24 protein-coding genes and 1 tRNA gene are annotated in these 25,185 nt (G+C 71.6%); 8 read left to right on the top strand and 17 right to left on the bottom strand.

The window, feature by feature from the left end:
• Window positions 1-114 precede the first annotated feature (114 nt).
• The 4 genes from ACTWP8_RS36970 to ACTWP8_RS36955 all read right to left on the bottom strand — a co-directional run bounded on the left by ACTWP8_RS36970 (window position 115) and on the right by ACTWP8_RS36955 (window position 4,213).
• A complete protein-coding gene (locus ACTWP8_RS36970) occupies window positions 115-1,434 on the bottom strand; it encodes an IS701 family transposase (protein WP_443326441.1) in 1,320 nt (439 codons plus the stop codon).
• A 146-nt stretch (window positions 1,435-1,580) separates the two neighbouring features.
• The gene (locus ACTWP8_RS36965) at window positions 1,581-2,336 is read right to left on the bottom strand and encodes a nucleotidyltransferase family protein (protein WP_443326440.1); all 756 of its coding nucleotides are present in this window, start codon (window positions 2,334-2,336) and stop codon (window positions 1,581-1,583) included.
• A 127-nt stretch (window positions 2,337-2,463) separates the two neighbouring features.
• The gene (locus tag ACTWP8_RS36960) at window positions 2,464-2,880 is read right to left on the bottom strand and encodes a hypothetical protein (protein WP_443319450.1); all 417 of its coding nucleotides are present in this window, start codon (window positions 2,878-2,880) and stop codon (window positions 2,464-2,466) included.
• A 193-nt stretch (window positions 2,881-3,073) separates the two neighbouring features.
• On the bottom strand, window positions 3,074-4,213 hold the full coding sequence (locus ACTWP8_RS36955) for an ABC transporter ATP-binding protein (RefSeq protein WP_443326439.1): 1,140 nt from the start codon (window positions 4,211-4,213) through the stop codon (window positions 3,074-3,076).
• Window positions 4,214-4,478: 265 nt separating this feature from the next.
• Here ACTWP8_RS36955 and ACTWP8_RS36950 point away from each other — a divergent pair.
• A tRNA-Thr gene (locus ACTWP8_RS36950) sits at window positions 4,479-4,551 on the top strand.
• 74 nt (window positions 4,552-4,625) lie between these two features.
• On the opposite strand, the gene ACTWP8_RS36945 is transcribed toward ACTWP8_RS36950, so the two are convergent.
• Window positions 4,626-5,291 carry a chitinase gene (locus ACTWP8_RS36945; protein ID WP_443326438.1) on the bottom strand — a complete coding sequence of 222 codons (666 nt, stop codon included), beginning with the start codon at window positions 5,289-5,291 and terminating at the stop codon, window positions 4,626-4,628.
• A gap of 338 nt (window positions 5,292-5,629) precedes the next feature.
• On the opposite strand from ACTWP8_RS36945, the gene ACTWP8_RS36940 reads away from it, so the two are divergent.
• Window positions 5,630-6,100 (top strand): ArsI/CadI family heavy metal resistance metalloenzyme, encoded by a 471-nt coding sequence (locus ACTWP8_RS36940; protein WP_443326437.1) that lies wholly within the window; start codon window positions 5,630-5,632, stop codon window positions 6,098-6,100.
• Between the two features lie 67 nt (window positions 6,101-6,167).
• Here ACTWP8_RS36940 and ACTWP8_RS36935 read toward each other — a convergent pair whose 3' ends face one another.
• Window positions 6,168-7,835, bottom strand: a complete 1,668-nt coding sequence (locus ACTWP8_RS36935; protein ID WP_443326436.1) for a DoxX family membrane protein — start codon at window positions 7,833-7,835, stop codon at window positions 6,168-6,170.
• 442 nt (window positions 7,836-8,277) lie between these two features.
• On the opposite strand from ACTWP8_RS36935, the gene ACTWP8_RS36930 reads away from it, so the two are divergent.
• A complete protein-coding gene (locus ACTWP8_RS36930; protein WP_443326435.1) occupies window positions 8,278-8,661 on the top strand; it encodes a hypothetical protein in 384 nt (127 codons plus the stop codon).
• Window positions 8,662-8,700: 39 nt separating this feature from the next.
• On the opposite strand, the gene rlmB is transcribed toward ACTWP8_RS36930, so the two are convergent.
• The 5 genes from rlmB to ACTWP8_RS36905 form a co-directional block, all read right to left on the bottom strand.
• Window positions 8,701-9,654, bottom strand: coding sequence for a 23S rRNA (guanosine(2251)-2'-O)-methyltransferase RlmB (gene rlmB / locus ACTWP8_RS36925; RefSeq protein ID WP_443326434.1), 954 nt, complete (start codon window positions 9,652-9,654; stop codon window positions 8,701-8,703).
• A gap of 107 nt (window positions 9,655-9,761) precedes the next feature.
• The gene (cysS, locus tag ACTWP8_RS36920; protein ID WP_443326433.1) at window positions 9,762-11,162 is read right to left on the bottom strand and encodes a cysteine--tRNA ligase; all 1,401 of its coding nucleotides are present in this window, start codon (window positions 11,160-11,162) and stop codon (window positions 9,762-9,764) included.
• Between the two features lie 244 nt (window positions 11,163-11,406).
• Complete coding sequence (gene ispF / locus ACTWP8_RS36915) at window positions 11,407-11,928, bottom strand: 2-C-methyl-D-erythritol 2,4-cyclodiphosphate synthase (RefSeq protein WP_443326432.1); 522 nt, start codon at window positions 11,926-11,928, stop codon at window positions 11,407-11,409.
• A complete protein-coding gene (ispD, locus tag ACTWP8_RS36910; RefSeq protein ID WP_443326431.1) occupies window positions 11,915-12,691 on the bottom strand; it encodes a 2-C-methyl-D-erythritol 4-phosphate cytidylyltransferase in 777 nt (258 codons plus the stop codon). Before ispD ends, ispF begins: the two co-directional genes overlap by 14 nt.
• Window positions 12,692-13,021: 330 nt before the next feature.
• Window positions 13,022-13,504, bottom strand: a complete 483-nt coding sequence (locus ACTWP8_RS36905) for a CarD family transcriptional regulator (RefSeq protein ID WP_003953493.1) — start codon at window positions 13,502-13,504, stop codon at window positions 13,022-13,024.
• Between the two features lie 595 nt (window positions 13,505-14,099).
• Here ACTWP8_RS36905 and ACTWP8_RS36900 point away from each other — a divergent pair.
• On the top strand, window positions 14,100-14,801 hold the full coding sequence (locus tag ACTWP8_RS36900; protein ID WP_443326430.1) for a DUF461 domain-containing protein: 702 nt from the start codon (window positions 14,100-14,102) through the stop codon (window positions 14,799-14,801).
• A gap of 110 nt (window positions 14,802-14,911) precedes the next feature.
• Here ACTWP8_RS36900 and ACTWP8_RS36895 read toward each other — a convergent pair whose 3' ends face one another.
• Both ACTWP8_RS36895 and ACTWP8_RS36890 read right to left on the bottom strand, forming a co-directional pair.
• Window positions 14,912-15,592, bottom strand: a complete 681-nt coding sequence (locus tag ACTWP8_RS36895) for a response regulator transcription factor (RefSeq protein WP_360860746.1) — start codon at window positions 15,590-15,592, stop codon at window positions 14,912-14,914.
• Entirely contained in the window at window positions 15,589-16,869 is a 1,281-nt protein-coding gene (locus ACTWP8_RS36890; protein WP_443326429.1) for a sensor histidine kinase, read from the bottom strand. The genes ACTWP8_RS36895 and ACTWP8_RS36890 overlap by 4 nt, the downstream gene beginning before the upstream one ends.
• Window positions 16,870-17,147: 278 nt before the next feature.
• On the opposite strand from ACTWP8_RS36890, the gene phoU reads away from it, so the two are divergent.
• The 3 genes from phoU (at window position 17,148) to ACTWP8_RS36875 (ending at window position 18,563) form a co-directional block, all read left to right on the top strand.
• Window positions 17,148-17,825, top strand: coding sequence for a phosphate signaling complex protein PhoU (gene phoU, locus ACTWP8_RS36885; RefSeq protein ID WP_443319888.1), 678 nt, complete (start codon window positions 17,148-17,150; stop codon window positions 17,823-17,825).
• A gap of 126 nt (window positions 17,826-17,951) precedes the next feature.
• Window positions 17,952-18,125, top strand: coding sequence for a hypothetical protein (locus ACTWP8_RS36880; protein ID WP_443326428.1), 174 nt, complete (start codon window positions 17,952-17,954; stop codon window positions 18,123-18,125).
• Between the two features lie 141 nt (window positions 18,126-18,266).
• Entirely contained in the window at window positions 18,267-18,563 is a 297-nt protein-coding gene (locus ACTWP8_RS36875) for a GYD domain-containing protein (RefSeq protein ID WP_443319889.1), read from the top strand.
• Window positions 18,564-18,636: 73 nt separating this feature from the next.
• On the opposite strand, the gene ACTWP8_RS36870 is transcribed toward ACTWP8_RS36875, so the two are convergent.
• Window positions 18,637-19,398 (bottom strand): phosphoglyceromutase, encoded by a 762-nt coding sequence (locus ACTWP8_RS36870; RefSeq protein ID WP_443326427.1) that lies wholly within the window; start codon window positions 19,396-19,398, stop codon window positions 18,637-18,639.
• 105 nt (window positions 19,399-19,503) lie between these two features.
• On the opposite strand from ACTWP8_RS36870, the gene ACTWP8_RS36865 reads away from it, so the two are divergent.
• Complete coding sequence (locus tag ACTWP8_RS36865; RefSeq protein WP_443326426.1) at window positions 19,504-20,793, top strand: MDR family MFS transporter; 1,290 nt, start codon at window positions 19,504-19,506, stop codon at window positions 20,791-20,793.
• Here ACTWP8_RS36865 and ACTWP8_RS36860 read toward each other — a convergent pair.
• The 3 genes from ACTWP8_RS36860 to mshA form a co-directional block, all read right to left on the bottom strand.
• Window positions 20,750-22,525 carry a glycosyl hydrolase family 28-related protein gene (locus ACTWP8_RS36860; protein ID WP_443326425.1) on the bottom strand — a complete coding sequence of 592 codons (1,776 nt, stop codon included), beginning with the start codon at window positions 22,523-22,525 and terminating at the stop codon, window positions 20,750-20,752. The two genes, ACTWP8_RS36865 and ACTWP8_RS36860, sit on opposite strands and share 44 nt — an antisense overlap.
• 609 nt (window positions 22,526-23,134) lie before the next feature.
• Window positions 23,135-23,647, bottom strand: coding sequence for a YbjN domain-containing protein (locus tag ACTWP8_RS36855; protein WP_443326424.1), 513 nt, complete (start codon window positions 23,645-23,647; stop codon window positions 23,135-23,137).
• Window positions 23,640-25,007, bottom strand: a complete 1,368-nt coding sequence (gene mshA, locus ACTWP8_RS36850; RefSeq protein ID WP_443326423.1) for a D-inositol-3-phosphate glycosyltransferase — start codon at window positions 25,005-25,007, stop codon at window positions 23,640-23,642. The genes ACTWP8_RS36855 and mshA overlap by 8 nt, the downstream gene beginning before the upstream one ends.
• Window positions 25,008-25,185 lie beyond the last annotated feature (178 nt).

The following is a 25,185-nucleotide window of genomic DNA, read 5'->3' as shown; positions in this document are numbered from 1 at the left end:
GCCTGCGCAGCGGGAGGAAGGCGGCCCGGGCCGGGGCCGATCCGGCCCGGGCCGCAGCCCCGGTCCTGCCCCGGGTGGTCAGGCAGGTCAGGGCGGTCAGAAGAGGCGGGGTGGTCAGGAGGGGCGGGGTGGTCGGGAGGGGCGGGGTGGTCGGGAGGGGCAGGGTGGTCGGGAGGGGCGAACGGACGGCTCCGGGACATAGCGCGGACCGCCGGGTCCCCTCGCGCCCAGCACCGAAACCGCGTGCGCCGCGGACGCCAGCGTCATATGGCGGTGCCAGCCGCGGAAGGACCGCCCCTCGAAGTCCCGCAGGCCGACGGGGTCGCCGTGCTCCGCGAAGTCCCGGGACACCCTGCCGGCCAGCTTGGTCAGCACGAGCAGCGAGGACGCGGGCGCGGACGTCATGTCGGTGAGCCACAGCTGCGCGGGGGCGGTGCGGGAACGCCACTCCCCCAGCAGGAGCAGGCTCCGCTGCCTGCCACCGGCCGGCCGCGCCGGCGGCCCTGCGTCCCCGGCGCCGCCCGCCCGGATGTCCGGGAGGCTCACCCGTACGGCCGCGACCAGCGTCGTCCTGCGGGCGGGGCCGACGGCCGGGTCGGCCCACTCGACGGGACGGCGCAGGCCCGCTACGGACTCCAGGATCCGCTGGGCGGGTATCGCGCCGCGGCCGTAGCCCGGCATCGCCGGATCCGCGACGACCAGGCTCGACATCCCCCCGATCCGGGTGACCAGCGGCACGCGCGCGTCCAGGAACCGCCGTACGACGCCGCCCACATCGTGCAGCCGGGCGTCCATCAGCACCGGCCGCTGCCGCAGCTGCCAGCCGCCGACGCTGTCGAGCACGGCGGCGGCCGCGCATGCGTCCGGGCGCTCCTCGCGGGCGGTCGCGGGAATCTCCGCCTTGTGCCGCCTGGCGGGGTCGTTGACCCACGACGGGGGAAGGAAGAGCCGCCAGCTGACCGGCACGCTCGTCTCGGCGCCCGCGAGCCAGACTCCGTATGCCTGCTGCCCGTTGACGGTCTGGCCCAGCTCCGGCACGAACATGCGGTCGACGCCGACGGAGCGCCGGCCCGTCTTCGGAATCGGAACGGACTGCACCACCCAGGCCTGCGGGGCCATCGCCTGGTCCAGGTGGCGGGCCAGCGCCCGCCGCACCGGCCGCCAGTCCCAGGTGGAGCTGGAGATGAAGTGGTGCAGGCTCTGCTCGGTGGCCTGCCCGCCGAAGAGCGCGGCGATGTTGCGCATCGACTTGCGGCCCTCGGCCCTCAGCAGCCCGGTCAGGTACTGCCCGGCCTTCCGCCGCTGGTCGCTCCGGCGGAATGAGTCGAACAGCACGGAAGGCACGTCATCCGCCCTGCAGTTGGCCGCTCGGGCGCCTTCCGGTTCGCGACCCGGGGGACGGAGGTCCCCCCGCGTCAGAACAACCTGGTTCACAGCACTCCCGCCTCAGGTACGGCAGCCCGACCGGCTGTCCTCCTTCCACGGTCGCCGCCGGAGCCCCCGCGGCGCGAGGTGGACCCGTCACACACCTGCGCCGCGGGGTGGTCACCAGGCCACCGCCCGTCCCCCGGGTGCGTTCCTCAACCCCCGGCGCCGGCAAGCTCCTTCGCCGCCTCGGCCAGGTCCTTCGCCGTGTCGATGGCGCGCCAGTACGCACCCTGCGGGAGCGGAAATCCGGCCAGGCGGCGCTCGCGCGCCAGCCGCGGGAACGTCGTGCGCTCGTGGTCCCCGCGGACCGGGAGAAGGTCGGTGAACGCGGCGGAGAAGACGTACACGCCCGCGTTGATGAGATACGGCGACGGCGGCGACTCGATGAAGTCCAGGACGTGCCCGAACTCGTCGGTCTCCACCGCCCCCCACGGAATACGCGGCCGGGCCAGCGCCAGCGTGGCGACCGCGTCGCGCTCGTCGTGGAACGCGGCCATCTCGCGCAGCGAGAACCGGGTCCAGATGTCGCCGTTCGTGGCGTACCAGGGCCGGTCCGGGTGCGGGAGCGAGGCGGCCGCGTACTTGAGGCCGCCGCCCCGGCCCAGCGGCTCCTTCTCGACCACGGTGGTGACCCGCAGCGGGAGCCGGTCCGCGGCGGACGCCAGCCAGTCCTGGAGGACCTCGGCCAGATGCCCGCAGGAGACGACGGCGTCCGTGACGCCCTCATCGGCCAGCCAGGCCAGCTGGTGGCCGATGATCGGAGTCCCGGTGCCGGGAATCTCGACCATCGGCTTGGGACGGTCGTCGGTGTAAGGACGCAGCCGCGATCCTTGGCCTCCGGCCAGGACCACGGCCTGCGTGGGATGCGCGGAGCTGGTGTTCCGGCCCGCGCGGCGATCGTCTGTCATGCCGCGCACCTTATGCGCATGCACCGCGGATGCTGCGGATCGGGGGCGGCGAGGGCGGCGAGGGCCGCCCAGCCGACGAGGGCCGCTCGGCCGGCACAGGCTCCCCGGCCCGGCAGGGCCTGCCGGGTCAGCCCGCCCGCTCCGCCACGCCGTACGCGAAGGACGTGTCGCAGACCGGGCGCGAGTAGCGCTGCGCCTTGTGGGAGCCGTACTTGGCGACCGCCGCCCGGCCCAGCGCGCGGGCGAGCGAGGCGCAGTGCCTGGCCAGCGAGGGGCGGCGGTTGGTCTCCTTCTGGAGGCTGGTGAGCGCCGCGGAGGGGTCCTTCTGCTGGAGCTCCGCGAGCAGCCGGTCCCGCAGGATCTCCTGCGGGGCGCGGGGCGTCGCACGGGTGGAGGCCTTCTCCGCGGACGCGGTGAGCACCTGGGTGTCGGCGTCGGGCGCCGCCCACGGGACGCGGGCGACCGCGAGCGTCCCCGACAGCACCAGGACGACGGGGAGGACGAGTGCGAGGGTTCTGCCGATACGGCGGGCTGCTTGGTTCACGCCGCGATCGTAGCGAGCGGTAGTGATTTGGCGACATTTAGTCACCCTCTTGAGCGACGGATTCCCGAGCCGGTCGGTTCAGGGGGTTGACGCATAGGACCGAAAAGCCGGAAGTGCCGCAGATGTTCCGCAGGTGCGCCGCGGCGCCACACACCACTCAGGTGTACGGCGCCGCGGCCTGGTGCTCTGCCCGTCAGTCGCTCAGGCGCTCGCCGGAGGACGTGGAGAAGACGTGGGTCTCGCCGGGGCGCGGCACGACGTGCAGCGTGGAGCCCTTCTCCGGGACCTGCCGCCCGCTCACCCGGACCACGAGGTCCTTGCGCTCGCCGCCGCCGACCTCGGCGGTGCCGTAGACGTAACCGTCGGCGCCGAGCTCCTCGACGACGTTGACGGTGATGGCGAGGCCGGCCGGGGCGTCCTCGGACTCCTTCGACAGCGACTTCGCGGCGGCGCCGTTCTGCTCGACGACGTCGAAGTGCTCGGGGCGTACGCCGACCGTGACCGTCCGGTCGCCCTTGTCGGACGCGGTGGAGAGCGCCTCGCGCGACACCGGCACCACGCTGTTGCCGAACTTCACGCCGCCGTCGGTGATCGGTACCTCGACGAGGTTCATGGCCGGGGAGCCGATGAAGCCCGCGACGAAGAGGTTCGCCGGACGGTCGTACATGCTGCGCGGCGAGTCGACCTGCTGCAGCAGCCCGTCCTTGAGGACCGCGACGCGGTCGCCCATGGTCATGGCCTCGACCTGGTCGTGGGTCACGTACACCGTGGTGATCCCGAGGCGGCGCTGCAGGCTCGCGATCTGCGTACGGGTCTGGACGCGCAGCTTGGCGTCGAGGTTCGACAGCGGCTCGTCCATGAGGAACACCTGCGGCTCACGGACGATGGCGCGGCCCATCGCGACGCGCTGCCGCTGCCCGCCGGAGAGCGCCTTGGGCTTGCGGCCCAGGTACTCGGTGAGGTCGAGAATCTTCGCCGCGTCCTCGACCTTCGCGCGGATCTCGGCCTTCGGCACACCCGCGATCTTGAGTGCGAAGCCCATGTTGTCGGCGACGCTCATGTGCGGGTAAAGCGCGTAGTTCTGGAACACCATCGCGATGTCCCGGTCCTTCGGCGGGAGGTGCGTGACGTCCCGGTCCCCGATCCGGATGGAACCGGCGTTGACGTCCTCGAGCCCCGCGAGCATCCGCAGCGAGGTGGACTTTCCGCAGCCGGACGGGCCGACGAGAACGAGGAACTCGCCGTCCTCGATCTGAATGTCGAGCTTGTCGACGGCGGGCTTGTCGGAGCCCGGATAGATCCGGGTCGCGTTGTCGTACGTGACCGTAGCCATGTTTGTTGTGGTCCCTTCACCGGCAGGAACGTGCCGGACGATCCGAGTAAAGGTTTAGTCCACCTGAGCGAACTGCCGGTGACGGTACCTTGCGGCTCGGCGGTTTGTCAGTAGCCGGAGACGGGCGAAATCGCTTGGCGGAGCGCCACCGGGCTGCCCGCCCCGCCCGCCGCTCGCCCCCTCCCGCCCGCCGCCCGCCCGCGGCTCCGGGCGAAGGCCAATGGCGTGGCTCCGCGGGTGGGACGCTGTGTAGTCTGTACGGGCTGCCGCCTTAGCTCAGCTGGTAGAGCGCCGCTCTTGTAAAGCGAAGGTCGTCGGTTCGAGCCCGACAGGCGGCTCCGAAAAGCCCAGGTCAGTCAGGCTGACCTGGGCTTCCTGGCATCGGCTGCCGGCCGGTGACCGGCTCAGCCGATCAGCAGTACAGGTTGTCGCCCGGCGTCGTGCCCAGGACTCCGACGAACTGCTTGTACTTGTCGACCCGGCTCTGGACCTGGCCGGGGTTCCCGCCGTTGCACTCCAGGCTGCCGTTGATGGAGCGGATCGTCTCGCCGAAGCCCCGCTGGTTGACCATCGCGTCGTGCGGCGTCATCGTGCCCGGGCCGGTCTGGGTGTTCCAGTACCAGAGGGCGGTCTTCCAGGACACGGCGGCGTCCCGCTCCACCTGCCAGGGGTTGTTGAGCAGGTCGATGCCCAACGCGTCGCCCGCCGCCTTGTAGTTGAAGTTCCAGCTCAGCTGGATCGGGCCGCGGCCGTAGTACGCGGCCTGGCCTGCGGGGCAGCCGTATGGCTGGGTCGCGTCGCAGTAGTGGGGGTAGTTGTCCTGGTTCTGCTCGACGATGTGGACCAGGCCACCCGTCTCGTGGCTGACGTTGGCGAGGAAGGCGGCAGCCTCCTGCTTCCTGACCGTCTCGCTGCCGGTGTTGGCGAACGCGGGGTACGCGTCCAGGGCCGCCGTCAGGCCGCTGTACGTGTAGAAGGAATTCCGGTTCGGGAACATCTGGTTGAACTGGGCCTCGCTCACGATGAACTCCGCCTTCGTCCGCGGCGTGGTGGTGGCCGCATTTGAAGTCATGGGCATGACAACCCAGAGCGCACACCCGACCAATGCGGCGGTGAGCCACGCAACGATGCGTTTCCTCGACACTTGAGCACTCCTTCAATCTGCGAGCCGCTCGAGACCGCCGACGGGGCAGTCGAACTGCGCGGCCGCTGTGGGGGATTGAGACCACCCAAGCTGCTTGGTCTACACCACCTGCGTCAAGGTTTAGACCAATCGATTTTCAGCCGTCGCCCAGATCCGGATTGGAGATTCGACATGGATCTATATTGACACTCGTCGAATCGTGGAGCAGACTTCGATACAGACATCGACAAACGTCGAATCAGGATCACCTGCCATTGAAACAAGGAGCGGTCATGTCCACGTCCCGAGTCCAGCTCGCCCTGCGCGTCGCCGACCTCGAAGGCTCCATCGCCTTCTACTCCCAGCTCTTCGGCGCCGAGCCCGCCAAGCGGCGCGAGGGCTACGCCAACTTCGCCATCGCCGAACCCGCCCTCAAGCTCGTCCTCATCGAAGGCCGGCCCGGCGAGGACACCCGCCTCGACCACCTCGGCGTCGAGGTTCCCACCACCGGCGACGTCAGCGCCGCCACCGCCCGCCTCAAGGACGCGGGTCTCGCCACCTTCGAGGAGAACGACACCTCCTGCTGCTACGCGCTCCAGGACAAGGTCTGGGTCCACGGCCCCGGCAAGGAGCCCTGGGAGGTCTACGTCGTCAAGGCCGACGCCCACACCCTCGGCAGGAGCGCCGCGAGCGACACCCCTTCGAGCAACGCCCCTGCCGCGGATGCCTGTTGCGGTGCCGCGGCGGCGACCTGCGGCTGCTGACCGCCGGGAGACGCACACCCCCGGCGCAGCCCCGGCGGCGGTCGTCAGCCGAACCGCTCCACGGCACTCAGCCGAGGAGGCCTCCAAGGGCGCCGCCGCTGCCCGAGCCGCCGTCCGAGCCGCCACCCGTACCGCCGTCGCCACCGCCCGAGCCGCCGCCCGGATCGGTCGAACCACCACCGCTCGACGACGGTCCCGCCGTACGGCTCGGCGGCTCGGGCGCCGCTGGCTGCTGCGCCGCCCCGCCGCCGTTCTGGCCGCTGGGAGACCGGCCCGGCTGCTGCCCCGTACCGACTGTCCCGGTCTCCCGCGCGGTCCCCGGCCCGGTCGAGGCCCCGGCGGACGGGCCGGCGCTCCTCTGCGCCTCGGGCGAGCCGGTGCCGGCCGAGGTCGGCCCCTGCGAGGACTTCTCCGCGCTGGGCTTCCGCGGCAGCGGCGTCCCGGGCAGGTGGTTGCGGGGCGCGTCGGTCGGCCCCGGCACGGTCGTCATGTCCGTGGACCGCACCGCGCCGCCGAGCATCGAGCCGACCAGCAGGGTCATTCCGACGACGACCGCAGCCATGACCGTGCCGCGCCGCAGCACGCGCCGCCGCAGGTGCCAGATCGGGACGCGCGGGCCGAGCCTGCGCCACGCCTCGCCCGCGAGCCGGGCGTCCATCGAGTACACCGGAGCGCCCGCGATGATCAAGGGGCTCCAGGCGGCGAGGTAGATGATGTCCGGCGCGTCGTACACCGGCAGGGTCCGCCAGCTGACGGTGACCAGCAGCGCGGCGGAGAGCAGTGCGCCGAAGGAGGCCGCGACGCGCTGCCACAGTCCGAAGACGGTCAGCACGCCGACGACGACCTGCAGGAAGGCGACGGTGAGGCCGGAGCCGACGGGGTGGGCGAGCGCGAAGTCGCGCAGCGGCGAAGCGACGCCCCAGGGGTGCAGGTGGGAGAGCCAGGTGACCATGGAGCCGCGCTCGCCGCCGTCGAAGTAGACGGGGTCGCAGAGCTTGCCCATGCCCGCGTAGATGGAGATGAAGCCGAGGAAGATGCGGAGCGGGAGCAGGACGACGCCGAGGTTCATCCGGCGGCCCGGGTAGTACGCGTGCCGGACGTTGTCCGAGCCGTGGCGCCGGCTCCGCGTCTCCCCCTCGCCGAGCTCCTCGTATGCGTCGTAGTCGTCGCGGTCGCCGAACCCGTCGCGGTCGCCGTACTTGTCGTACTCGTCGTGGTCGCGGTATCCGCCGTACTCCCCGGTGTCCCGGCCCGCGTCTCCGCGCGCCCCGCGCTCGTACGCGCGGCCCCCCAGCCGTACGGGCCGCAGCACGGTGGTGTCGTCGTCCGGCTGCGGGACACGCGGCCCGATGATCGTCGGTGGCGGTTCTTCGAGGCTGATCCGCGGCAGCACCTGGGTGGTGCCGCAGTCCCCTCCGCCCCCGGCTTCCGCGCCGACGCTCGCGCCCGAGTTCCGTACGGCCTGCAGGAGCCGGCCGGCGGCGGGGTCGCCGGGCTCGGTGCGGCCGCTCCACACGACGGGGGTACGGCGCCTGGCGGAGCCGTCGGCGGCCGGCGCAGCGAGTTGCGCGCGGGTCGCCGCGCCCTGGACCGGCGTGGCGAGCTGCACTCGGAAGCTCGCGTGGTTGACGATGACCTGGGCCGGGTCGGACGGCACCTTCACCGTGCTCAGCGCAGGCTCGGCGTCGAATCGTGGCGAGCGTCCCCCCGTAGGGCGGAGTGTTCTGGTGTCCACGCTCAACTAACCGAGTGACTCCGGTTTAAGACACTGCCTTGACGACCCCGAACTGTCCGAGACCCGTCAAGATCCTCTTCCCGGGAACCGTGCGGAGCGTCAGAACGCCGGTCACGGCGACGACGGCCAGCGGGCTCATCGCCCAGGCTGCGCCGCGAGGAGGAGTGGCGCGCCTACATCGACGCTCTGAGCGGCTTCGTCCGGGGCGGCTTCACGGACGGGCGCGTTCCGGAGCCCGGCGCCTTCGCCCACGCCACCTCCGAACTCGCGGAGCTGCACGCGAAGATGCTCCGCAAGGCGCGCAAGCTCAGCCGCTCCCGCGGGGGCTTCCCGCGCGACATCGAGGTGACGCTGGTCCTCGAGTCGGCGGGCCTGTCGCTCCAGCTGGCGGGCGGCGGGGTCTCGCTGCGGCGCGGTCCAGCAGCTGGGCCCGGGCCCTCTGGTGATCCGCCTGGTCTTCACCGACCGGGGCAACACGCTCCGCAGCGGCCTGGGGCACAGCGTGACGTTTCCCACCCTGAAGCGGGACTGGGAGACCCTGCTGCGCGCATCCAGCGACCCGGAGTCCGTCCCGGCGGCGGGCGGGGTGGTGTACGAGGACGCGCACGTCATGCTCCTGCGCGACCCCGTCCGCTTCCCCTTCCCCGACGGCCGCACCGGCACCTGCACCCGCTCGGTCGGCGCGATTCAGGAGCCCGGCTGCGTCGTACTGCCGCTGCTCGGCCGGGAGGTGGTGCTGCTGGAGCACTTCCGGCACGCCACCCGCTCCTGGCACTTGGGAGGTGCCGCGCGGCTTCGGGCCCGGCTGGCCGGGCTGAACACCTGAGGGCGGGGCGGGCTGAACACCCTGAGGCGGGGGGCGGGCTCAGCCGCGGCGGCGCGCTGCCTCGTACAGGACGACGCCCGCCGCCACGCCCGCGTTGAGCGACTCCGCGCCGCCCGGCATCGGGATCCGCACCCGGAGGTTGCAGGTCTCGCCGACCAGCCGGGACAGACCCTTGCCCTCGCTGCCGACGACGATCACGACCGGTCCGTCCAGCACCTCGAGGTCCTGCAGCTCCACGTCGCCGTCGGCGGCCAGGCCGACGACGGTCATCCCGGCCTTCTGGTACGCCTCGAGCGCGCGCGTGAGGTTCGTCGCGCGGGCCACCGGCGTACGGGCGGCGGTGCCGGCCGAGGTCTTCCAGGCGCCTGCCGTCATCCCGGCCGCTCGCCGCTCCGGCACGACGACGCCGTGCCCGCCGAAGGCGGCGACGGAGCGGACGACGGCGCCGAGGTTGCGAGGGTCGGTGACCCCGTCGAGGGCGACGATCAGCGGGTCCTCGCCCGCGTCGAAGGCGGCGGCGGCCAGGTCCTCCGGGTGCGCGTACTCGTACGGCGGGACCTGGAGGACCAGGCCCTGGTGGTTCAGGCCGTTCGTCATCCGGTCCAGCTCGGGCTTCGGCGCCTCCATGAGGGCGATACCACCACGGTCGCCGGCGAGCTTCAGCGCCTCGCGCACCCGCTCGTCGTTGTCGATGAACTGCTGGACGTAGAGCGTGTTCGCCGGTACGCCCTCGCGCAGCGCCTCGAACACCGGGTTGCGGCCGACGACCAGCTCGCTGGTGCCCTTGGCGCCGCCGCGGCGCGGCGCGGGGCGGCGCCCGGCGTGCTTGGACTTCGCGTTCGCGGCGCGCTGCTTGGCATGCCCCTTGCGCATCTCGGCGGGCGGGGTCGGGCCCTTGCCCTCGAGGCCGCGGCGCCGCTTGCCGCCGCTGCCGACCGTCGCGCCCTTCTTGGACGCGGTGCGGCGGTTCCTGCGCTGGCTGTTCCCCGCCATGTGTCACCAAACTCTTTCCTGCGGGCACGCGTGCTCGCGCGTGCTTGCGTGTAGGTACGAACTCGAGGTGCGTACTCGAACAGTGTGCCGCGCCGGGGGCGCGGTCGTCAGCGCGGGCCGAGCTCCCACCGCGGGCCGGACGGGGTGTCCTCGATGACCAGGCCCGACTGCTGGAGCTGGTCCCGGATGGCGTCCGCCGTCCCGTAGTCCTTACGGGACCGGGCCGCCTGGCGCTGCTCGAGCACCAGCCTGACCAGCGAGTCCACCACGCCGTGGAGGTCCTCACCGCGCTCGGTGCCGGTCGCCCAGTGCTCGTCGAGCGGGTCCAGGCCCAGCACTCCGAGCATCGCACGGACCTCGGCGAGGCGGGCGACGGCCGCTTCCTTGTCGTCGGCGGTCAGCGCGGAGTTCCCCTGGCGGACGGTCGTGTGCACGACGGCGAGCGCCTGCGGAACGCCCAGGTCGTCGTCCATCGCGTCGGCGAAGGCCGGCGGCACCTCAGGCGCGGGGTCCACCGGGCCCCCGGCCTTCTCGACGACGCGCTGGATGAAGCCCTCGATGCGCGCGAACGCGGACTCGGCCTCGCGCAGCGCGTCCTCGCTGTACTCGATCATGGAGCGGTAGTGCGGGGTGCCCAGGTAGTAGCGCAGCACGATGGGGCGCCAGTGCTTGACCATCTCGGCGACCAGCACCGAGTTGCCCAGCGACTTGCTCATCTTCTCGCCGCTCATGGTGACCCAGCCGTTGTGCACCCAGTACGAGGCGAAGGCGTCGCCGAAGGCCTTGGCCTGCGCGATCTCGTTCTCGTGGTGCGGGAAGACGAGGTCGACGCCGCCGCCGTGGATGTCGAACGCCGCACCCAGGTACTTGTGGGCCATGGCCGAGCACTCCAGGTGCCAGCCGGGGCGGCCGCGGCCCCACGGGGTCTCCCAGCTGGGCTCCCCGGGCTTGGCGGCCTTCCACATGGCGAAGTCGCGCGGGTCGCGCTTGCCGGTCTCGCCCTCGCCCTCCGGCTGGAGGAGGTTCTCCAGGTCCTGGTTGGAGAGCGCGAGATAGCCGGGGAAGGACCGCACGTCGAAGTAGACGTTGCCGTCGGAGGCGTACGCGTGGCCCCGCTCGATGAGGCCGCGCATCATCTCGATCATCTCGGGGATGTGGCCCGTGGCCCGCGGCTCGTACGTCGGCGGCAGGCAGCCGAGCACGTCGTAGCCGTAGTCGAAGGCGCGCTCGTTGCGGAAGCCGATCGACCACCACGGCTCACCGCTCTCCGCGGACTTCGCCAGGATCTTGTCGTCGATGTCCGTGACGTTGCGGATGAACGTGACGTCGTAACCGCGGTGGCTGAACCACCGCCGCATGATGTCGAAGTTGAGCCCCGACCTGATGTGCCCGATGTGCGGGGCGGCCTGTACGGTCGCGCCACACAGGTAGATCGAGACGCAGCCCGGCTTGAGCGGGGTGAAGTCACGAATCTGCCGGGCGCTGGTGTCGTACAGGCGAATAGTCACGCATCAAGGGTAGTGCGCCTACGACAGTGCCCCGCGACCTATTCGGCCGAGGGGACACGGAAGCGTGACAGTGATGACGGGCCGGAGGTCGGGGCCCTCCCGGAATGCCACGGATATCGCCGATGATCTTGCGCGCGGTGGTGCGAGCGATGACGCGCGGGCCGTCCTGGGCCGCGTCGGGGTCGAGCGGACGGGTCGGGTGGACCCATGGCGGCCCGACTCCCCTTCAGGAAGGCGTATTTCCTTACGCGTTGGGGGGCCGGAAGACCACGGCCGTCGCGATGGCGGCGAGCCCTTCGCCGCGGCCGGTCAGGCCGAGGCCGTCGGTCGTCGTACCCGAGACCGACACCGGGGCGCCGACCGCCGCCGAGAGCGCCTTCTGCGCCTCCTCGCGGCGCTTGCCGATCTTCGGCCGTACGCCGATCACCTGGATCGCCACGTTCCCGATCTCGTAGCCGCCGTCCCGTACGATGCGGGCGGCCTCCGTGAGAAGCGTCACACCGGACGCACCTGACCACTCGGGACGGCCGGTGCCGAAGTGCGCGCCGAGGTCGCCGAGTCCGGCCGCGGAGAAAAGCGCGTCGCAGGCGGCGTGCGCGGCGACATCGCCGTCGGAGTGCCCGGCGAGCCCGTACTCGGCGTCCTCCCAGAGCAGGCCCGCGCACCACAGCTCACGCCCCTTCTCGAAGGCGTGCACGTCCGTGCCGATCCCGACCAGGGGCAGCAGGCCCGCCGGGCGGGGCCCGGAGGTGTCACGAGAAGCCATCGGTGGCCCTCCTGCGGGCGAGTACGGCCTCGGCCAGGACGAGGTCCAGGGGCCGGGTCACCTTGAACGCCTCCTCGTGGCCCGGCACGACCACGACCGGGACGCCGAGCCGCTCGACCATGCCCGCGTCGTCCGTGGCGCCCTCGCCCTCGAGGGCGACCTTCTCGTGCGCCTCGACGAGCGTGGCGCGGTCGAAGCCCTGCGGGGTCTGGACGGCGCGCAGCACGGCGCGCTCGGGGGTGCCTACGACGGGCTCGGGCTCGCCCGCGGCCCGCGGCTGGACCTGCTTGACGGTGTCGGCGACCGGCAGGGCGGGAACGACGGCCGGGGCCCCGTCGCGTACGGCGGCGGCCACCGCGTCGACCGTGTCGACGGGGACGAGCGGGCGGGCGGCGTCGTGCACGAGGACGATGCCGACGTCGTCGGGGAGCGCGGCGAGGCCGAGCCTGACGGACTCCTGGCGGGTCTCGCCGCCGGGGACGACGAGCACGTCGGTGGTCTCGGGCATGGCGTGGTCGTCGAGGAGGGTCCGGACTCCGGCGGCTCCCTCGGGCGGGGCGACCACGACGACGACGGAGACGGCCCTGGACCGGGCCATGGCGCGCACGGCATGCACCAGCATCGGGGTGCCGCTGAGGGCGCGCAGCGCCTTGGGGGCGCCAGGGCCGAGGCGCACACCGCGTCCCGCGGCCGGAATGACGGCGGCGATACGGGTGTGGTGCGGGCTGTCGGAGCGCTCTTCGGGGCGCCTGCTGTCGGACATTGGTTGCGCGTTCAGGTTTGTTTCCTCGGCCGGGTTGGGTATGGCCTGAGCGTGCCGGGCACGATGCCCCGACCGGTCCCTTCCGTGACAACTGGTCTGGGGGCACCTCCCAGCGGTAGCTGGGGGAGAGCTGCCCGGGCCCGGCACGCCAGTCGCTCAGCGGCGTGCACACACTGCCGTGCACATGGTGCCGTACGCATCACCCGAGCCGTTGCCCCCATGCCGCGTTGCCGCACATGCCGCAGCGCCCGGCGACAGACATACGTCACCCGGGCACCGCGGCACGACAGACCGGCAGGGCTTTCGGACCAGGCAGGAGCGCGCGTCAGGTCAGGACGCGAGAACCTCGTCGAGCAGGGCCTCTGCCTTGTCTTCGTTGGTGTTCTCCGCGAGGGCGAGCTCGCTCACCAGAATCTGCCGGGCCTTGGCGAGCATGCGCTTCTCACCTGCGGAAAGCCCGCGCTCCCGCTCACGGCGCCACAGGTCGCGGACAACTTCCGCCACCTTGATCACGTCGCCGGAGGCGAGCTTCTCGAGATTTGCCTTGTAGCGGCGGGACCAGTTGGTCGGCTCTTCCGCATACGGCGCACGCAGCACCTCGAAGACCCGGTCCAGCCCGTCCTGCCCGACCACATCGCGCACGCCGACGAACTCCGCATTGTCCGCTGGCACACGAACCGTCAGGTCGCCCTGGGCGACCTTCAGCACCAAGTAGGTCTTGTCCACGCCTTTGATCTGGCGAGTTTCGATGGCCTCGATCAGCGCGGCCCCGTGATGGGGATAGACCACGGTGTCGCCAACCTTGAACGTCATGTGACAGGTACCCCTTCCGTGGCTATCCAGAGTAACACGGGAACGCCCCGTTCTGAATGGCGTTTTCGCAGGTCAGGGCATATCTCGGGGCTTGACAACAGCGGCTGTAACGTGCTTCGGGGGTTCTGCGCAAGTGGGTATTCGCAGGTCGGAGCGGATGTGGCGGTGAGGTGAAACGCGGACGTTACACACCTCGCGGGGCCCTTACGACCGGCTGAACGTCCCGGTTTGCCGGAGTCCAGGTGGCTGACTTCCGCTACTCCGTTCGGACCTCCGCCGACGTTCGGCGGGGCGCCCCCAACCGCATCCGGACGTGTTTTCGTGAATTGATCACAGCGTTGCTCGCGACATCGGTCACAGCCATCCGGACCGGCGGGCGCTGATCAATTCCGGCGCCTTCGTGGATTCACCGCCGATAAACCCTCGGGACGAGTGCCGGGTGAATATTCCGCGCGGAGTCCCGGAAGGGAGGACAGGCTCCGGAGGCGGGTCGGGTGCGGAGCCGCCGCGACGGCTCGGTAACCTAAGCGCGCTGACAAGCCCTTGGGGCGGCTTTAGGCCGTCCCTCCCCGTCGTCCAAGGAGTTGCCGCCGCCGTGAGCCGCAGCATCCGACGCGGCGCCCTCGCCGCCTCTGCCATCGCCTTCTCGCTCGCCATGCTCTCCGCCTGCGGTGCGGGGAACTCGGCCTCGACGCTGCAGGTCAAGCCGGACAACGCCGCGACGCACGTCGGCGAGATCAAGATCCAGAATGCGAATGTGATCACCCAGCCCGAAGGCACCGAGGGCCCGGCCGTCGTCGCCGCCAAGATCTTCAACAACGGCCAGGAGGACCAGACCCTGGAGTCGGTCACGGTCGAGGGCTCCGGCGAGAGGGTGAAGCTCACCCCGGCCAAGGGCACGGGCCCGCTGACGGTCCCGGCGGGCGGCGCGCTGACCCTGGGCGGCGAGGGCAACCCCTCCGCCGTACTCGCGGGCGGCAGCGAGTCCCTCCGGGACGGCGACGTCCAGGAGGTCGTCTTCAACCTCAGCCAGACGGGCGCGGTCAGGCTGCAGGCGTTCGTCGTGCCCGCGACGAGCTACTTCGAGGGCTTCGGGCCGACGGCCGTGCCGACCCCCTCGCGCACCGCGAGCCCGACCGGCTCACCGAGGCGCGGCGCCGAGGAGGAGGGCGCGGCCGAGGAGGAGGGCGCGGCGAACGGCGACAAGGCCGGTACGAGCCGGTCTCCGGGTGCCGGCGAGTCCGCAGACGCGCGGGCGAGCGAGTCGGCCGCTGGCCACGACGCCGCCGGGCACTGATCGCGTAAGCCATATGGCGAGGGCCCCGGAGCCGTCAGCTCCGGGGCCCTCGCCATTCAAGGACAGGTTCCTTTTACGGGTCCTTCTACGGGGTCCTTTTGCCGGGTTCTTTACGGCTCGAACTTGTAGCCGAGCCCGCGGACCGTGACCAGATAGCGCGGGGCGCCCGGGTCCGGCTCGATCTTGGCGCGCAGCCGCTTCACGTGGACGTCGAGCGTCTTGGTGTCGCCCACGTAGTCGGCGCCCCAGACGCGGTCGATGAGCTGCATCCGGGTCAGCACGCGCCCGGCGTTCCGCAGCAGCATCTCCAGCAGGTCGAACTCCTTCAGCGGGAGGTCCACCTTGCCGCCGCCGACCGTGACCACGTGCCGGTCCACGTCCATGCGTACGGGCCCGGCCTCCAAGGCGGCGGGGACGACCTCCTCCGGCTCCCCGCGGCGGCGCAGCACCGCCCGGATGCGGGCCACCAGTTCGCGGGAGGAGAAGGGCTTCGTCACGTAGTCATCGGCTCCTATTTCCAGGCCGACGACCTTGTCGATCTCGCTGTCCTTGGCGGTCACCATGATGACCGGGACGTTGGAGCGGCCGCGCAGCTGGCGGCACACCTCCGTGCCGGGCAGCCCCGGCAGCATCAGGTCGAGCAGGACGAGGTCGGCGCCGTTGCGCTCGAACTCGTCGAGCCCGTCGGGCCCCGTTGCCGCGATGGCGACCTCGAAGCCCTCCTTGCGGAGCATGTACGACAGCGCGTCGCTGAACGACTCTTCGTCCTCAACGACGAGAACTCGGGTCACGGAAGGACCTCCGGGGCAGGAAGGGGTTCATCGGAGAAGGTCTCGTACGGGCCGTCGTCCCCGGCTTCGAGGTCGTCCGGTCCTACGAGGGGGCGGTTACGGCGGTCGGCCTTGTTCCGGGCCCGTTCGCGGCCCGCCTCCGGGAGCCGCAGCGTGAACGTGGAGCCCTGGTTTTCTGCGCTCCACACCGTGACCTCCCCGCCGTGCGAGGCGGCCACGTGCTTGACGATGGCGAGGCCGAGGCCGGTCCCGCCGGTGGCGCGCGAGCGCGCCGGATCGACGCGGTAGAACCGCTCGAAGATCCGTTCTTTGTCCCTGTCGGAGATGCCGATGCCCTGGTCGGTGACGGCGATCTCGATCAGGTCGCCGCCCGGCGCGGTGACCCGGCGGGCGGCGACGCCGACGCGAGTGCGGGCGGGGCTGTAGTTGACGGCGTTCTCGACGAGGTTGCCGAGGGCCGCGGCCAGCTGGCCGCGGTTGCCCCACACATGGTGGTCGGCCGTGCCGCCGGCCGCCATGGTGATCTGCTTGGTGCCGGCCGCGTGGCGGCAGCGGTCGATGGCCTCGGCCACCAGCTCGTCGACGCGCACCGGCTCGGCATCCTCCAGCGGGTCGTCGTTCTGCACCCGCGAGAGGTCGATGAGCTCCTGAACCAAGCTGGTCAGACGGGTGGCCTCCACCTGCATGCGCCCGGCGAAGCGGGTGACCGCCTCCGGGTCGTCCGAGGCGTCCATCACGGCCTCGGAGAGGAGGGAGAGCGCGCCGACCGGGGTCTTGAGCTCATGGCTGACATTCGCCACGAAGTCGCGGCGCACGGCCTCTATGCGGCGGGCCTCGGTCAAGTCCTCGACCAGCAGCAGGACGAGCCGGGAGCCCAGCGGTGCGACCCGGGCGGAGACGGCCAGGGCATCGCCGCGGCCCGTGCCGCGCCGGGGCAGGTCGAGCTCGATCTGCCGTATCTCGCCGTCGCGACGGGTGTCCCTGGCCAGCTTGAGCATGGGCTCGACGGCGAGCTTGCCGCCGCGCACCAGCCCGAGCGCGTACGCCGCGGAGCTGGCCTTGACGACGCTGTCCGACTCGTCGAGGACGACGGCCGAGGAGCGGAGCACGGAGAGTACGGTGTCGACGCCGGGCGGCAGCACGGCGTCGGTGTGCAGCGAGCTGCGGGTGGGCTTCGCCTGCTCCCGCTCGCTCCAGCGGAACGCCAGCATGGCCACGACGCCGGTACACACCCCGGCGATCGCTGCCAGTGCGGCGACCGCCGCGTTCACATCCATGCGTCCAGATTAAGCGGGTGGTGAGACGTATCCACAGGCCGCCGAGGGCGAGCTCGGACACTCGTTGCCGAGAGTTCACCGGCAGGTCGTGGCGGATTCACCCCGGTCAGGCGGCCGTAAAGCGCAGGTCGGGGCCGAGTGCCGGATGGCGTGGTGGGCGTTGCCAAGAGTTCACCGGGATGTCGGTGCCGGTTCATTCGAGGGGCTCGAAGGGGACGCACGGGTCCCCGAGCGTGGATGCTGGTGGAACCAGCCAGTTTGATGAGATGAGGATTTCGATGCGGGACGCATACCACGAGGAGCTCGACTCGATCGGTGAGGGCCTGGTCGAGATGGCCCGGCTCGTCGGCTCCGCCGTCGGCCGGGCCACCACGGCGATCCTCGACGCGGACCTCAAGCTCGCCGAGAGCGTGATCGCCGCCGACGAGAAGGTGGACGACCTGCAGCGCGAACTGGAGGCGAGAGCGATAACCCTGCTGGCGCGCCAGCAGCCGGTCGCGACCGACCTGCGGATCGTCGTCACCTCGCTGCGGATGAGCGCGGACCTGGAGCGGTCCGGCGACCTCGCCCAGCACGTGGCCAAGCTCGCGCGGCTTCGCTTCCCCGACACGGCCGTGCCGCAGGACCTGCACGCCACGATCCTGGAGATGGGGCAGCTGGCGCAGCGGCTGATGGCCAAGGCGGCCGAGGTCATCATCACCAAGGACGTCGACCTGGCGCTCCAGCTGGAGCAGGACGACGACGCGATGGACCTGCTGCACCGCACGCTCTTCCAGCACCTGATGGACGACCGGTGGCAGCACGGGATCGAGACGGCGGTCGACGTGACGCTGCTGGGGCGCTACTACGAGCGCTACGCGGACCACGCGGTCTCCGTTGCGCGGCGGGTGGTCTACCTGGTCACGGGCGAGCACGCGGACGAGATCACCGCTTCGGCCCCGGTCGAGGGCGCGTAGCCTTCCGCAGCCGCGGGGCGTGCGCGCTGTACCGCCGCGCTTCCGCGCGCCGTTGATGCGCCCACGCGGACGGGTATGCAGTGAGGGCCGAGGCTGAAGCCTTCAAGGCCTTCGAGGAGGTATCTCATGGCCGACTCTCCCATCACTCTCCCGCCCCGCGAGCAGCACTCGACCGACCGCTCGCCGTCCGTGGCCGAAGTGCCGGTGCCCACCATCGTCGCCGCGTGCGGCTGCGGGTCCGGGTGCGGCTGCGGCTGCCAGAGCGGCGGGCCCTGTCAGTGCGGCGGCTGCTGCGGGTAGCCGCGTCCGATCCGAGCAGTACGCGAGGCCCCGGCCGGTGCTCCGGCCGGGGCCTCGTCGTGCACTCGCTGGCCCATGCGTCCGGAATTAGCCTGTTTTTGAGAGAGTTCCTCATGTCCCTCCTCATGGAGGCGAAAAACCATGGCGACGTACATCACGCTGCTGAACTGGACCGAGCAGGGCATCCGCGCCTATCAGGACACCACGAAGCGCGCCGACGCCTTCGCCTCGGCCCTGCAGAACCTCGGGGCGGAGCTCGTGAGCCTCTACTGGACCATCGGCCCGTACGACCTGGTGGCCGTCGTCGAGGCGCCCGACGAGGAGACCGCCACCGCGGCGCTCCTGCAGCTGGGCGCGGTGGGCAACGTCCGCACCACGACCCTGCGGGCCTTCGGCCGAGAGGAAATCGGCCGCATCATCGGCAAGGCCACCGGCTGAGAGCCGGCCCCCAGGCGCGAACGAGCCCCCCGCCGGCGGCGAAGCCGCAGGCAGGGGGCTCTCTCGTGGTGCGTTACTTCTTCTTGCCCTGGTTCTTCACGGCCTCGATCGCGGCCTTGGCGGCCTCCGGGTCGAGGTAGGTGCCGCCCGGGTTGAGCGGCCGGAAGTCGGCGTCCAGCTCGTACGAGAGCGGGATGCCGGTCGGGATGTTGAGGCCCGCGATGTCGGCGTCCGAGATCCCGTCGAGGTGCTTGACCAGCGCGCGCAGCGAGTTGCCGTGCGCGGCGATCAGCACCGTGCGGCCGGTGAGCAGGTCGGGGACGATGCCGTCGTACCAGTACGGCAGCATGCGGGTCACGACGTCCTTGAGGCACTCGGTGCGCGGGCGCAGCTCCGGCGGGATCGTCGCGTAGCGCGGGTCGTCGCTCTGCGACCACTCGGTGCCGTCCTCGAGCGGCGGCGGCGGGGTGTCGTACGAGCGGCGCCACAGCATGAACTGCTCCTCGCCGAACTCGGCGAGCGTCTGCGCCTTGTCCTTGCCCTGGAGCGCGCCGTAGTGCCGCTCGTTCAGCCGCCAGGAGCGGTGGACCGGGATCCAGTGCCGGTCGCACGCCTCGAGGGAGATCTGCGCGGTGCGGATCGCGCGCTTCTGGAGCGAGGTGTGCACGACGTCGGGGAGCAGGCCGGCGTCCTTGAGCAGCTCGCCGCCGCGGACCGCCTCCTTCTCGCCCTTCTCGTTCAGGTTGACGTCCACCCAGCCGGTGAACAGGTTCTTCGCATTCCACTCGCTCTCGCCGTGGCGGAGCAGGATCAGCTTGTACGTCGCGTCGGCCATGGCCTGAGCCTAACCAATATTCGATGGTGCGCCGCACCCCGCCGTTGTAAGCTGCGCATGCCACATGCGCCTATTACGCAGCACCGCTGCTCCGGGGGGGCCGCCATGTCCATCGCCAATCTGAGACGTGCCGCAGCGGAGAGCGTCTCCGGTCTCCCCCGCGCCTTCTGGTGGCTGTGGACCTCCACCCTCGTCAACCGGCTCGGCGGCTTCGTCGCCACCTTCATGGCGCTCTACCTGACGATCGAGCGCGGCTATTCGGCCTCGTACGCGGGCCTGGTCGCGGCGCTGCACGGGCTCGGCGGAGTGGTGTCGTCCGTGGGCGCGGGCGTGATGACCGACCGGCTCGGGCGTCGGCCCACGCTCCTGATCGCGCAGACCTCCACGGGCGCCTCCGTCGCCCTGCTCGGCTTCATGACCCACCCGTTAGCGATCGCGGCCGTCGCCTTCCTCGTCGGCATGGCGAGCAACGCCTCGCGCCCGGCGGTCCAGGCGATGATGGCCGACATCGTGGCCCCGGAGGATCGCGTACGCGCCTTCGCGCTCAACTACTGGGCGATCAACCTCGGATTCGCGCTCTCCTCCACCGGCGCGGGCTTCATCGCCGAGCACAGCTATCTGCTCGGCTTCCTCATCGAGGCGGCGATGACGCTGGTGTGCGCGGTGGTCGTCTTCGTGAAGCTGCCGGAGTCCCGGCCGGTGCGCGGCCCCGTGGCGAACTCCGCGGAGAGTTCCGCAGAAAGGGAGCCGGACGTCGGCCTCGGGACCGTGCTGCGCGACCGGCGGTTCATGGCCGTGGTCGCGCTGTCGTTCCTCGTCGCCCTGATCTTCCAGCAGGGATTCGTGGCGCTGCCCGTCGCGATGGGCGCGGACGGCTTCTCCAGCTCCGACTTCGGCCTCGCCATCGCGGTCAACGGCCTGCTCATCGTGGCCCTGCAGATCCCCGTCACCCGGCTCATCGAGCACCGCGACCCGATGCGCCTGCTGGTCGTCTCCGCGCTGCTCACGGGCTACGGCTTCGGGCTCACCGCCTTCGCCGGGTCGCTGACGGTGTACGTGCTGACCGTCTGCGTGTGGACCCTGGCCGAGATCGTCAACTCGCCCACGCAGATGGGCCTGGTGGTGCGGCTCTCGCCCACCCACGGGCGCGGCCGCTACCAGGGGATCTACACCCTGTCCTGGTCGGTGGCCGCGCTGGCCGCCCCGCTGACCGGCGGTCTGGTCATCGACGCCTACGGGGCGGCCTGGCTCTGGGCGGGCTGTGCGGTGACGGGCACGGTGGCCGCGCTCGGCTACTGGCTGCTGATGCGGGGCCTCCCCGGGGCCGCACCACCCTTCGCAGAACGGCCGGTCAGCGCAGCCCCCGCTGGGCCTCGTACAGATTCCGCGGCCTGACCGTCTCCGGGTGGCCGTAGGACTCGATACGGGTGGTGAGCTCACCCTCGAAGTCCGGCTCGTCGATCTGGCCGAACTCGCGGACGGTGCTGATGCCGACCGTCGCGCTGTACGGCGCGATCTCGTCGATCTTGATGCAGCCCGCACGCTCGTTGGTGACGGTGACGTTCCAGTGGGTGAAGCGGGCGCCGTAGAGCGGCCCTGCGCTCGCGTCGCCGCCGTGCGTCCCGTCGTTGTGGACGGTGACCTCCGTACGGACGTTGGCGAACGGCAGCCCGCGGTGGGTGTCGAACGTCCCCGTCTCCATCCGGCCGCGCGACCAGACGTTGTAGCTGGACAGCCCCTCGACGTTGATGCCGTGCAGCTGGGTGCCGGGCGGGGCGGGGGCGGTCCGCCGGTCGATCCTGAAGTCCTCGACGAGGTTGTCGTGCGAGCCCTCGCGGCAGCAGTACGGGTGGTGGCTGCCGCGCCCGGACACGCGCGTGCGGCGCAGCGTGCACGCCTTGGCGGCGACCAGCAGGAAGCCGTTGTCGACGTCGACCGCGTGCATATCGTCGACCCAGCAGTCCCAGGCGCACTGCAGCGCGACACCGTTCCAGCCCTTGTCGAGGAGGTGCGGCGACTGGGGGGTCCTGGTCATCTCGAGGGTGATGCCCTCGACGCCGGAGCCGGTCACGGGCTTGACGAGCGTGGTGAGTCGGGGCCGCCACTCGGGGCGTGCGTCGAGCGGGAGGGGGCGGTCGAGGGTGACGCTGCGCCCGCGGACGGCCGTGATGCGGCACGGCCACTCGTAGGGGACGTAGCTGGTCAGCTTGGTCTTGTCGTCCCAGGCGTACGACGTGGTGCCGGGGCCGTCGCCCGCCATGTGCTCGAGGAGGGTATGGCCGGCGTCGTCGGCGAGGCGGAGCAGGAAGCGGTCGCCGGGGCGGAGAGCGGTGGGGTGAGCGACGGTGACGGTCCAGTCGCCCTGGCGGGCGGGGGCGGTGACGGGGGTGAGGGTGCGCCACTCGTCGCGCTTGTTGCCGGTCCAGCCCTCGAAGGGCCAGGCCTTGGCGCGGATCGCGTCGGTGAGGGTGCGGTAGCGGTCCTTCGGGCAGATCCAGACGAGCCCGCCGGCCCAGGACCAGGCGGACTTGTCGCCGCCGTAGCGGCTGCCGTAGGGGCCGATGAGGTCGGTGAGGTTGCGGGTGGCGTGGAGGGTGGTGCGGGCGGATCCGGCGCCGCGGAGGACGACGTTGTCGTGGCCGAGGCGGATGACGTCGTCGATGCGGTACGTGCCGGGGGGCACGGTGACGGTGCCGCCGCCGCGCCGGCCGACGTCCTGGATGGCCTGGTTGATGGCGGGCGCGGCGTCGGCGGATCCGTCGGGCCGGGCACCGTAGTCCCGTACGACGTCGGCGCGGACGGGCGGGCGGGGGAAGTCCCGGCGGCCACCGGCGTATCCGGCGCGGGCGACGTAGGGGATGTGGGGGTGGGCGTACGGGTTTGCGCTGAACTCGCGCCACAGGGAGGAGGTTTGTGGTTGCGCGGAGGTCTGTGGTTGCGCGGCGGCTCGGGGTGCGGCGGGTGTATTGGGCGGCGCGGGCCGCTGGGGCACCCCGGGTGGCTGGGCGGCGGCTGGGGCGGCGCGGCCGCCGAGGGCGACCGAGCCGGCCGTGACGGCGATCGCGCTGCGGAGGAGTCGTCTCCGGCCGAGGCCGCGCTGGTTGTCCTCCATGAGCCCGCCTTCCATGGATGTGAACACTATTCAGGTGAGCGACTGTGTCCTGAGCGTGCCATGCGCCTGCGGCGGGCGGGAAGGGGTCGTACGGCCCGAATCGCCCTACGGCGCAGGCGAGTTGCCGCGTCTGGCGGCAACTTGCCCGCTCCCCACCCACCCGCCCATTGAAGGGCCTGCGCCCCTTCAACCCGCCGCTCGCCCCGCGGAGATGCCCCCGCGCTCCGCGCCAGGTCTTCCCACCCACCCGCCCTAAATGGGGCGGGTGGTGTGTGTGGGTGGGTGGGTGGAAAGCGCTGCGCCCCTCCAACCCGCGACCCCCGTACTGCGGGGGAGACTTCGGAGAAGGGGGAAGGGGCTGCTCAGCAGGACTTTGGGCAGGTGGGTGGGAAGACGGCACCCAAGGCGCGGAGTTCGGCCGGGGGCCGAGAGCACGACGGGCCGGCCGAGGGTCGGGGAGCAGACGTGCCCAGCGCCAACGGCGCGGGGTGGCGGGGGCGTCGCGCCTGGGCGCGGGGCGGCGAAGGCGTCGCGCCCAGGCACAGGGCGGCGGGCGGTGCGCCCACCGCGAGGTGGCCGCCGTCGCGCCCACCGCGAGGTGGCGGCGTTGTCGTGGCGCGGGGCTCAGTTGGGGTCGGCTGGGCGCCTGGTCAGGTGGGTGAACGCCTCGAGGTTGCGGGTCGATTCGCCGCGAGCCGTCCGCCAGGCGTACTCCTTGCGGATCGCGGTCGCAAAACCCATCTCCAGCAAGGTGTTGAAACTGCCGTCCGCGTTCTCCAGCACTGTCCCCAGCAGCCGGTCGAGTTCCTCCGGCGTCACCGCGGCCAGCGGCAGCTTCCCGACGAGGTAGATGTCGCCGAGCCGGTCGATAGCGTAACCCACCCCGAACAGCCGGGTGTTGCGCTCCAGGAGCCAGCGGTGGACCGCCGCCTCGTTCTCGTCCGGGCGCCGTACGACGAAGGCGTTGACCGACAGCGAGTGTCTCCCCACCACCAGCGAGCACGTCGTCGACAGCTTGCGCGTGCCCGGCAGCGTCACCACGTACCTGCCGTCCGCCGGGCTCTCCCACTCCAGACCCGCGTCCTTGAGCGTCTGCTCGACGATCTTGCGCGCCTCAGCCACGTCCACGTCAGCCATGCAGCGAGCGTAGACGACGCCGCTCCTGGATCGCCGCGGTGTACTCGTCCGCCGTCGCCGAGGCCGCCGTGTCCCAGCCGAAGGCTTCGGCATGCCGGGCCGCCGCCGCGCCCATCCGGTCCGCCAGAGCCGGCTCGTCGGCGAAGCGCCGCAGCGCCCGCGCGTAGTCGGCCGGTTCGTGGCCGGAGATGAGGAAGCCGCTCACCCCGTCCCGTACGGCCACGGGCAGGCCGCCGACCGCGGCCGCCACGACCGGGGTCCCGCACGCCTGCGCCTCGATCGCGACCAGGCCGAAGGACTCGCTGTACGAGGGCATGACCAGCACGGACGCCGCCCGGTACCAGTCTGCGAGCTGCTCCTGCCCGACCGGCGGCCGGAACCGGACCACGTCCGAGACACCGAGCCGGGCGGCCAGCTTCTGCAGGCCCTCCGGCTTGGCCAGGCCGCTGCCGCTGGGCCCGCCGACCACCGGCACGACGAGCCGGTCGCGCAGCCCTGGACGCTCGTCGAGCAGCTCGGCGACCGCGCGGAGCAGCACGTCCGGCGCCTTGAGGGGCTGAATGCGGCCCGCGAAGAGCGGGATCAGCGCGTCCTGCGGCAGGCCGAGCCGGGCGCGGGCGGCGGCGCGTCCGTCGTGCGGGCGGAAGCGGTCGAGGTTGACGCCGGGGTGGACGACGGCGACCTTGCGGGGGTCGGCGTCGTAGTGCCGTACGAGCTCGGCCGCCTCTTCTGCGGTGTTCGCGACGAGCCGGTCGGCGGCCTCGACGATCTGCGTCTCACCGATGACGCGGGCGTCGGGCTCGGGGGTATCGCCCTCGGCGAGGGCGCAGTTCTTGACCTTGGCCATGGTGTGCATGGCGTGAACCAGGGGGACGCCCCAGCGCTCGGCGGCGAGCCAGCCGACGTGGCCGGAGAGCCAGTAGTGGGAGTGGACGAGGTCGTAGTGGCCGGGGCGGTGTCCGGCCCAGGCCTGCATGACGCCGTGCGTGAAGGCGCAGAGCTGGGCGGGGAGGTTCTCCTTGGCGAGGCCTTCGTACGGGCCCGCGTCCACGTGCCGCACGAGGACGCCGGGCGCGAGCTCGACGGCGGGCGGGAGCGCGGCGCTGGTGGCCCGGGTGAAGATCTCGACCTCGATGTTGATCGCGGCGAGGCGCTTGGCGAGCTCGACGATGTATACGTTCATGCCGCCCGCGTCGCCCGTGCCGGGCTGGTGGAGGGGTGACGTGTGCACGCTGAGCATCGCGACGCGGCGGGGACGGCGCGGGGCACCGGGCAGCCGGAGGCGCGGCGATGCCACCGCCGCGAGGGGGCCGTGGGCACGACCGCGGAGCGCTCCGAGCCGGGACACGTACTGGCTCACCGTGCGAGACCTCCTTGCTGGGCGCACAAGTGCTCTGACCGTGTAACCAGCGGAATACGCGATCGCATTTCCGCTTTGCCAAAACGTGACGAGGATCGCCTCGCCGGCGGGATCGGTGGTTGTGGGGATTTGTTCCTCGAGGGGGATGGGGGGACCCCCATCGCCCTCTCGGGACGAA

Origin of the sequence: Streptomyces sp. 7N604, from assembly GCF_052245475.1 — a bacterium.
GTDB lineage: Bacteria > Actinomycetota > Actinomycetes > Streptomycetales > Streptomycetaceae > Streptomyces.
The sequence above is the reverse complement of the archived record's forward strand: the minus strand, read 5'-3'. Positions and strand labels throughout refer to the sequence as shown.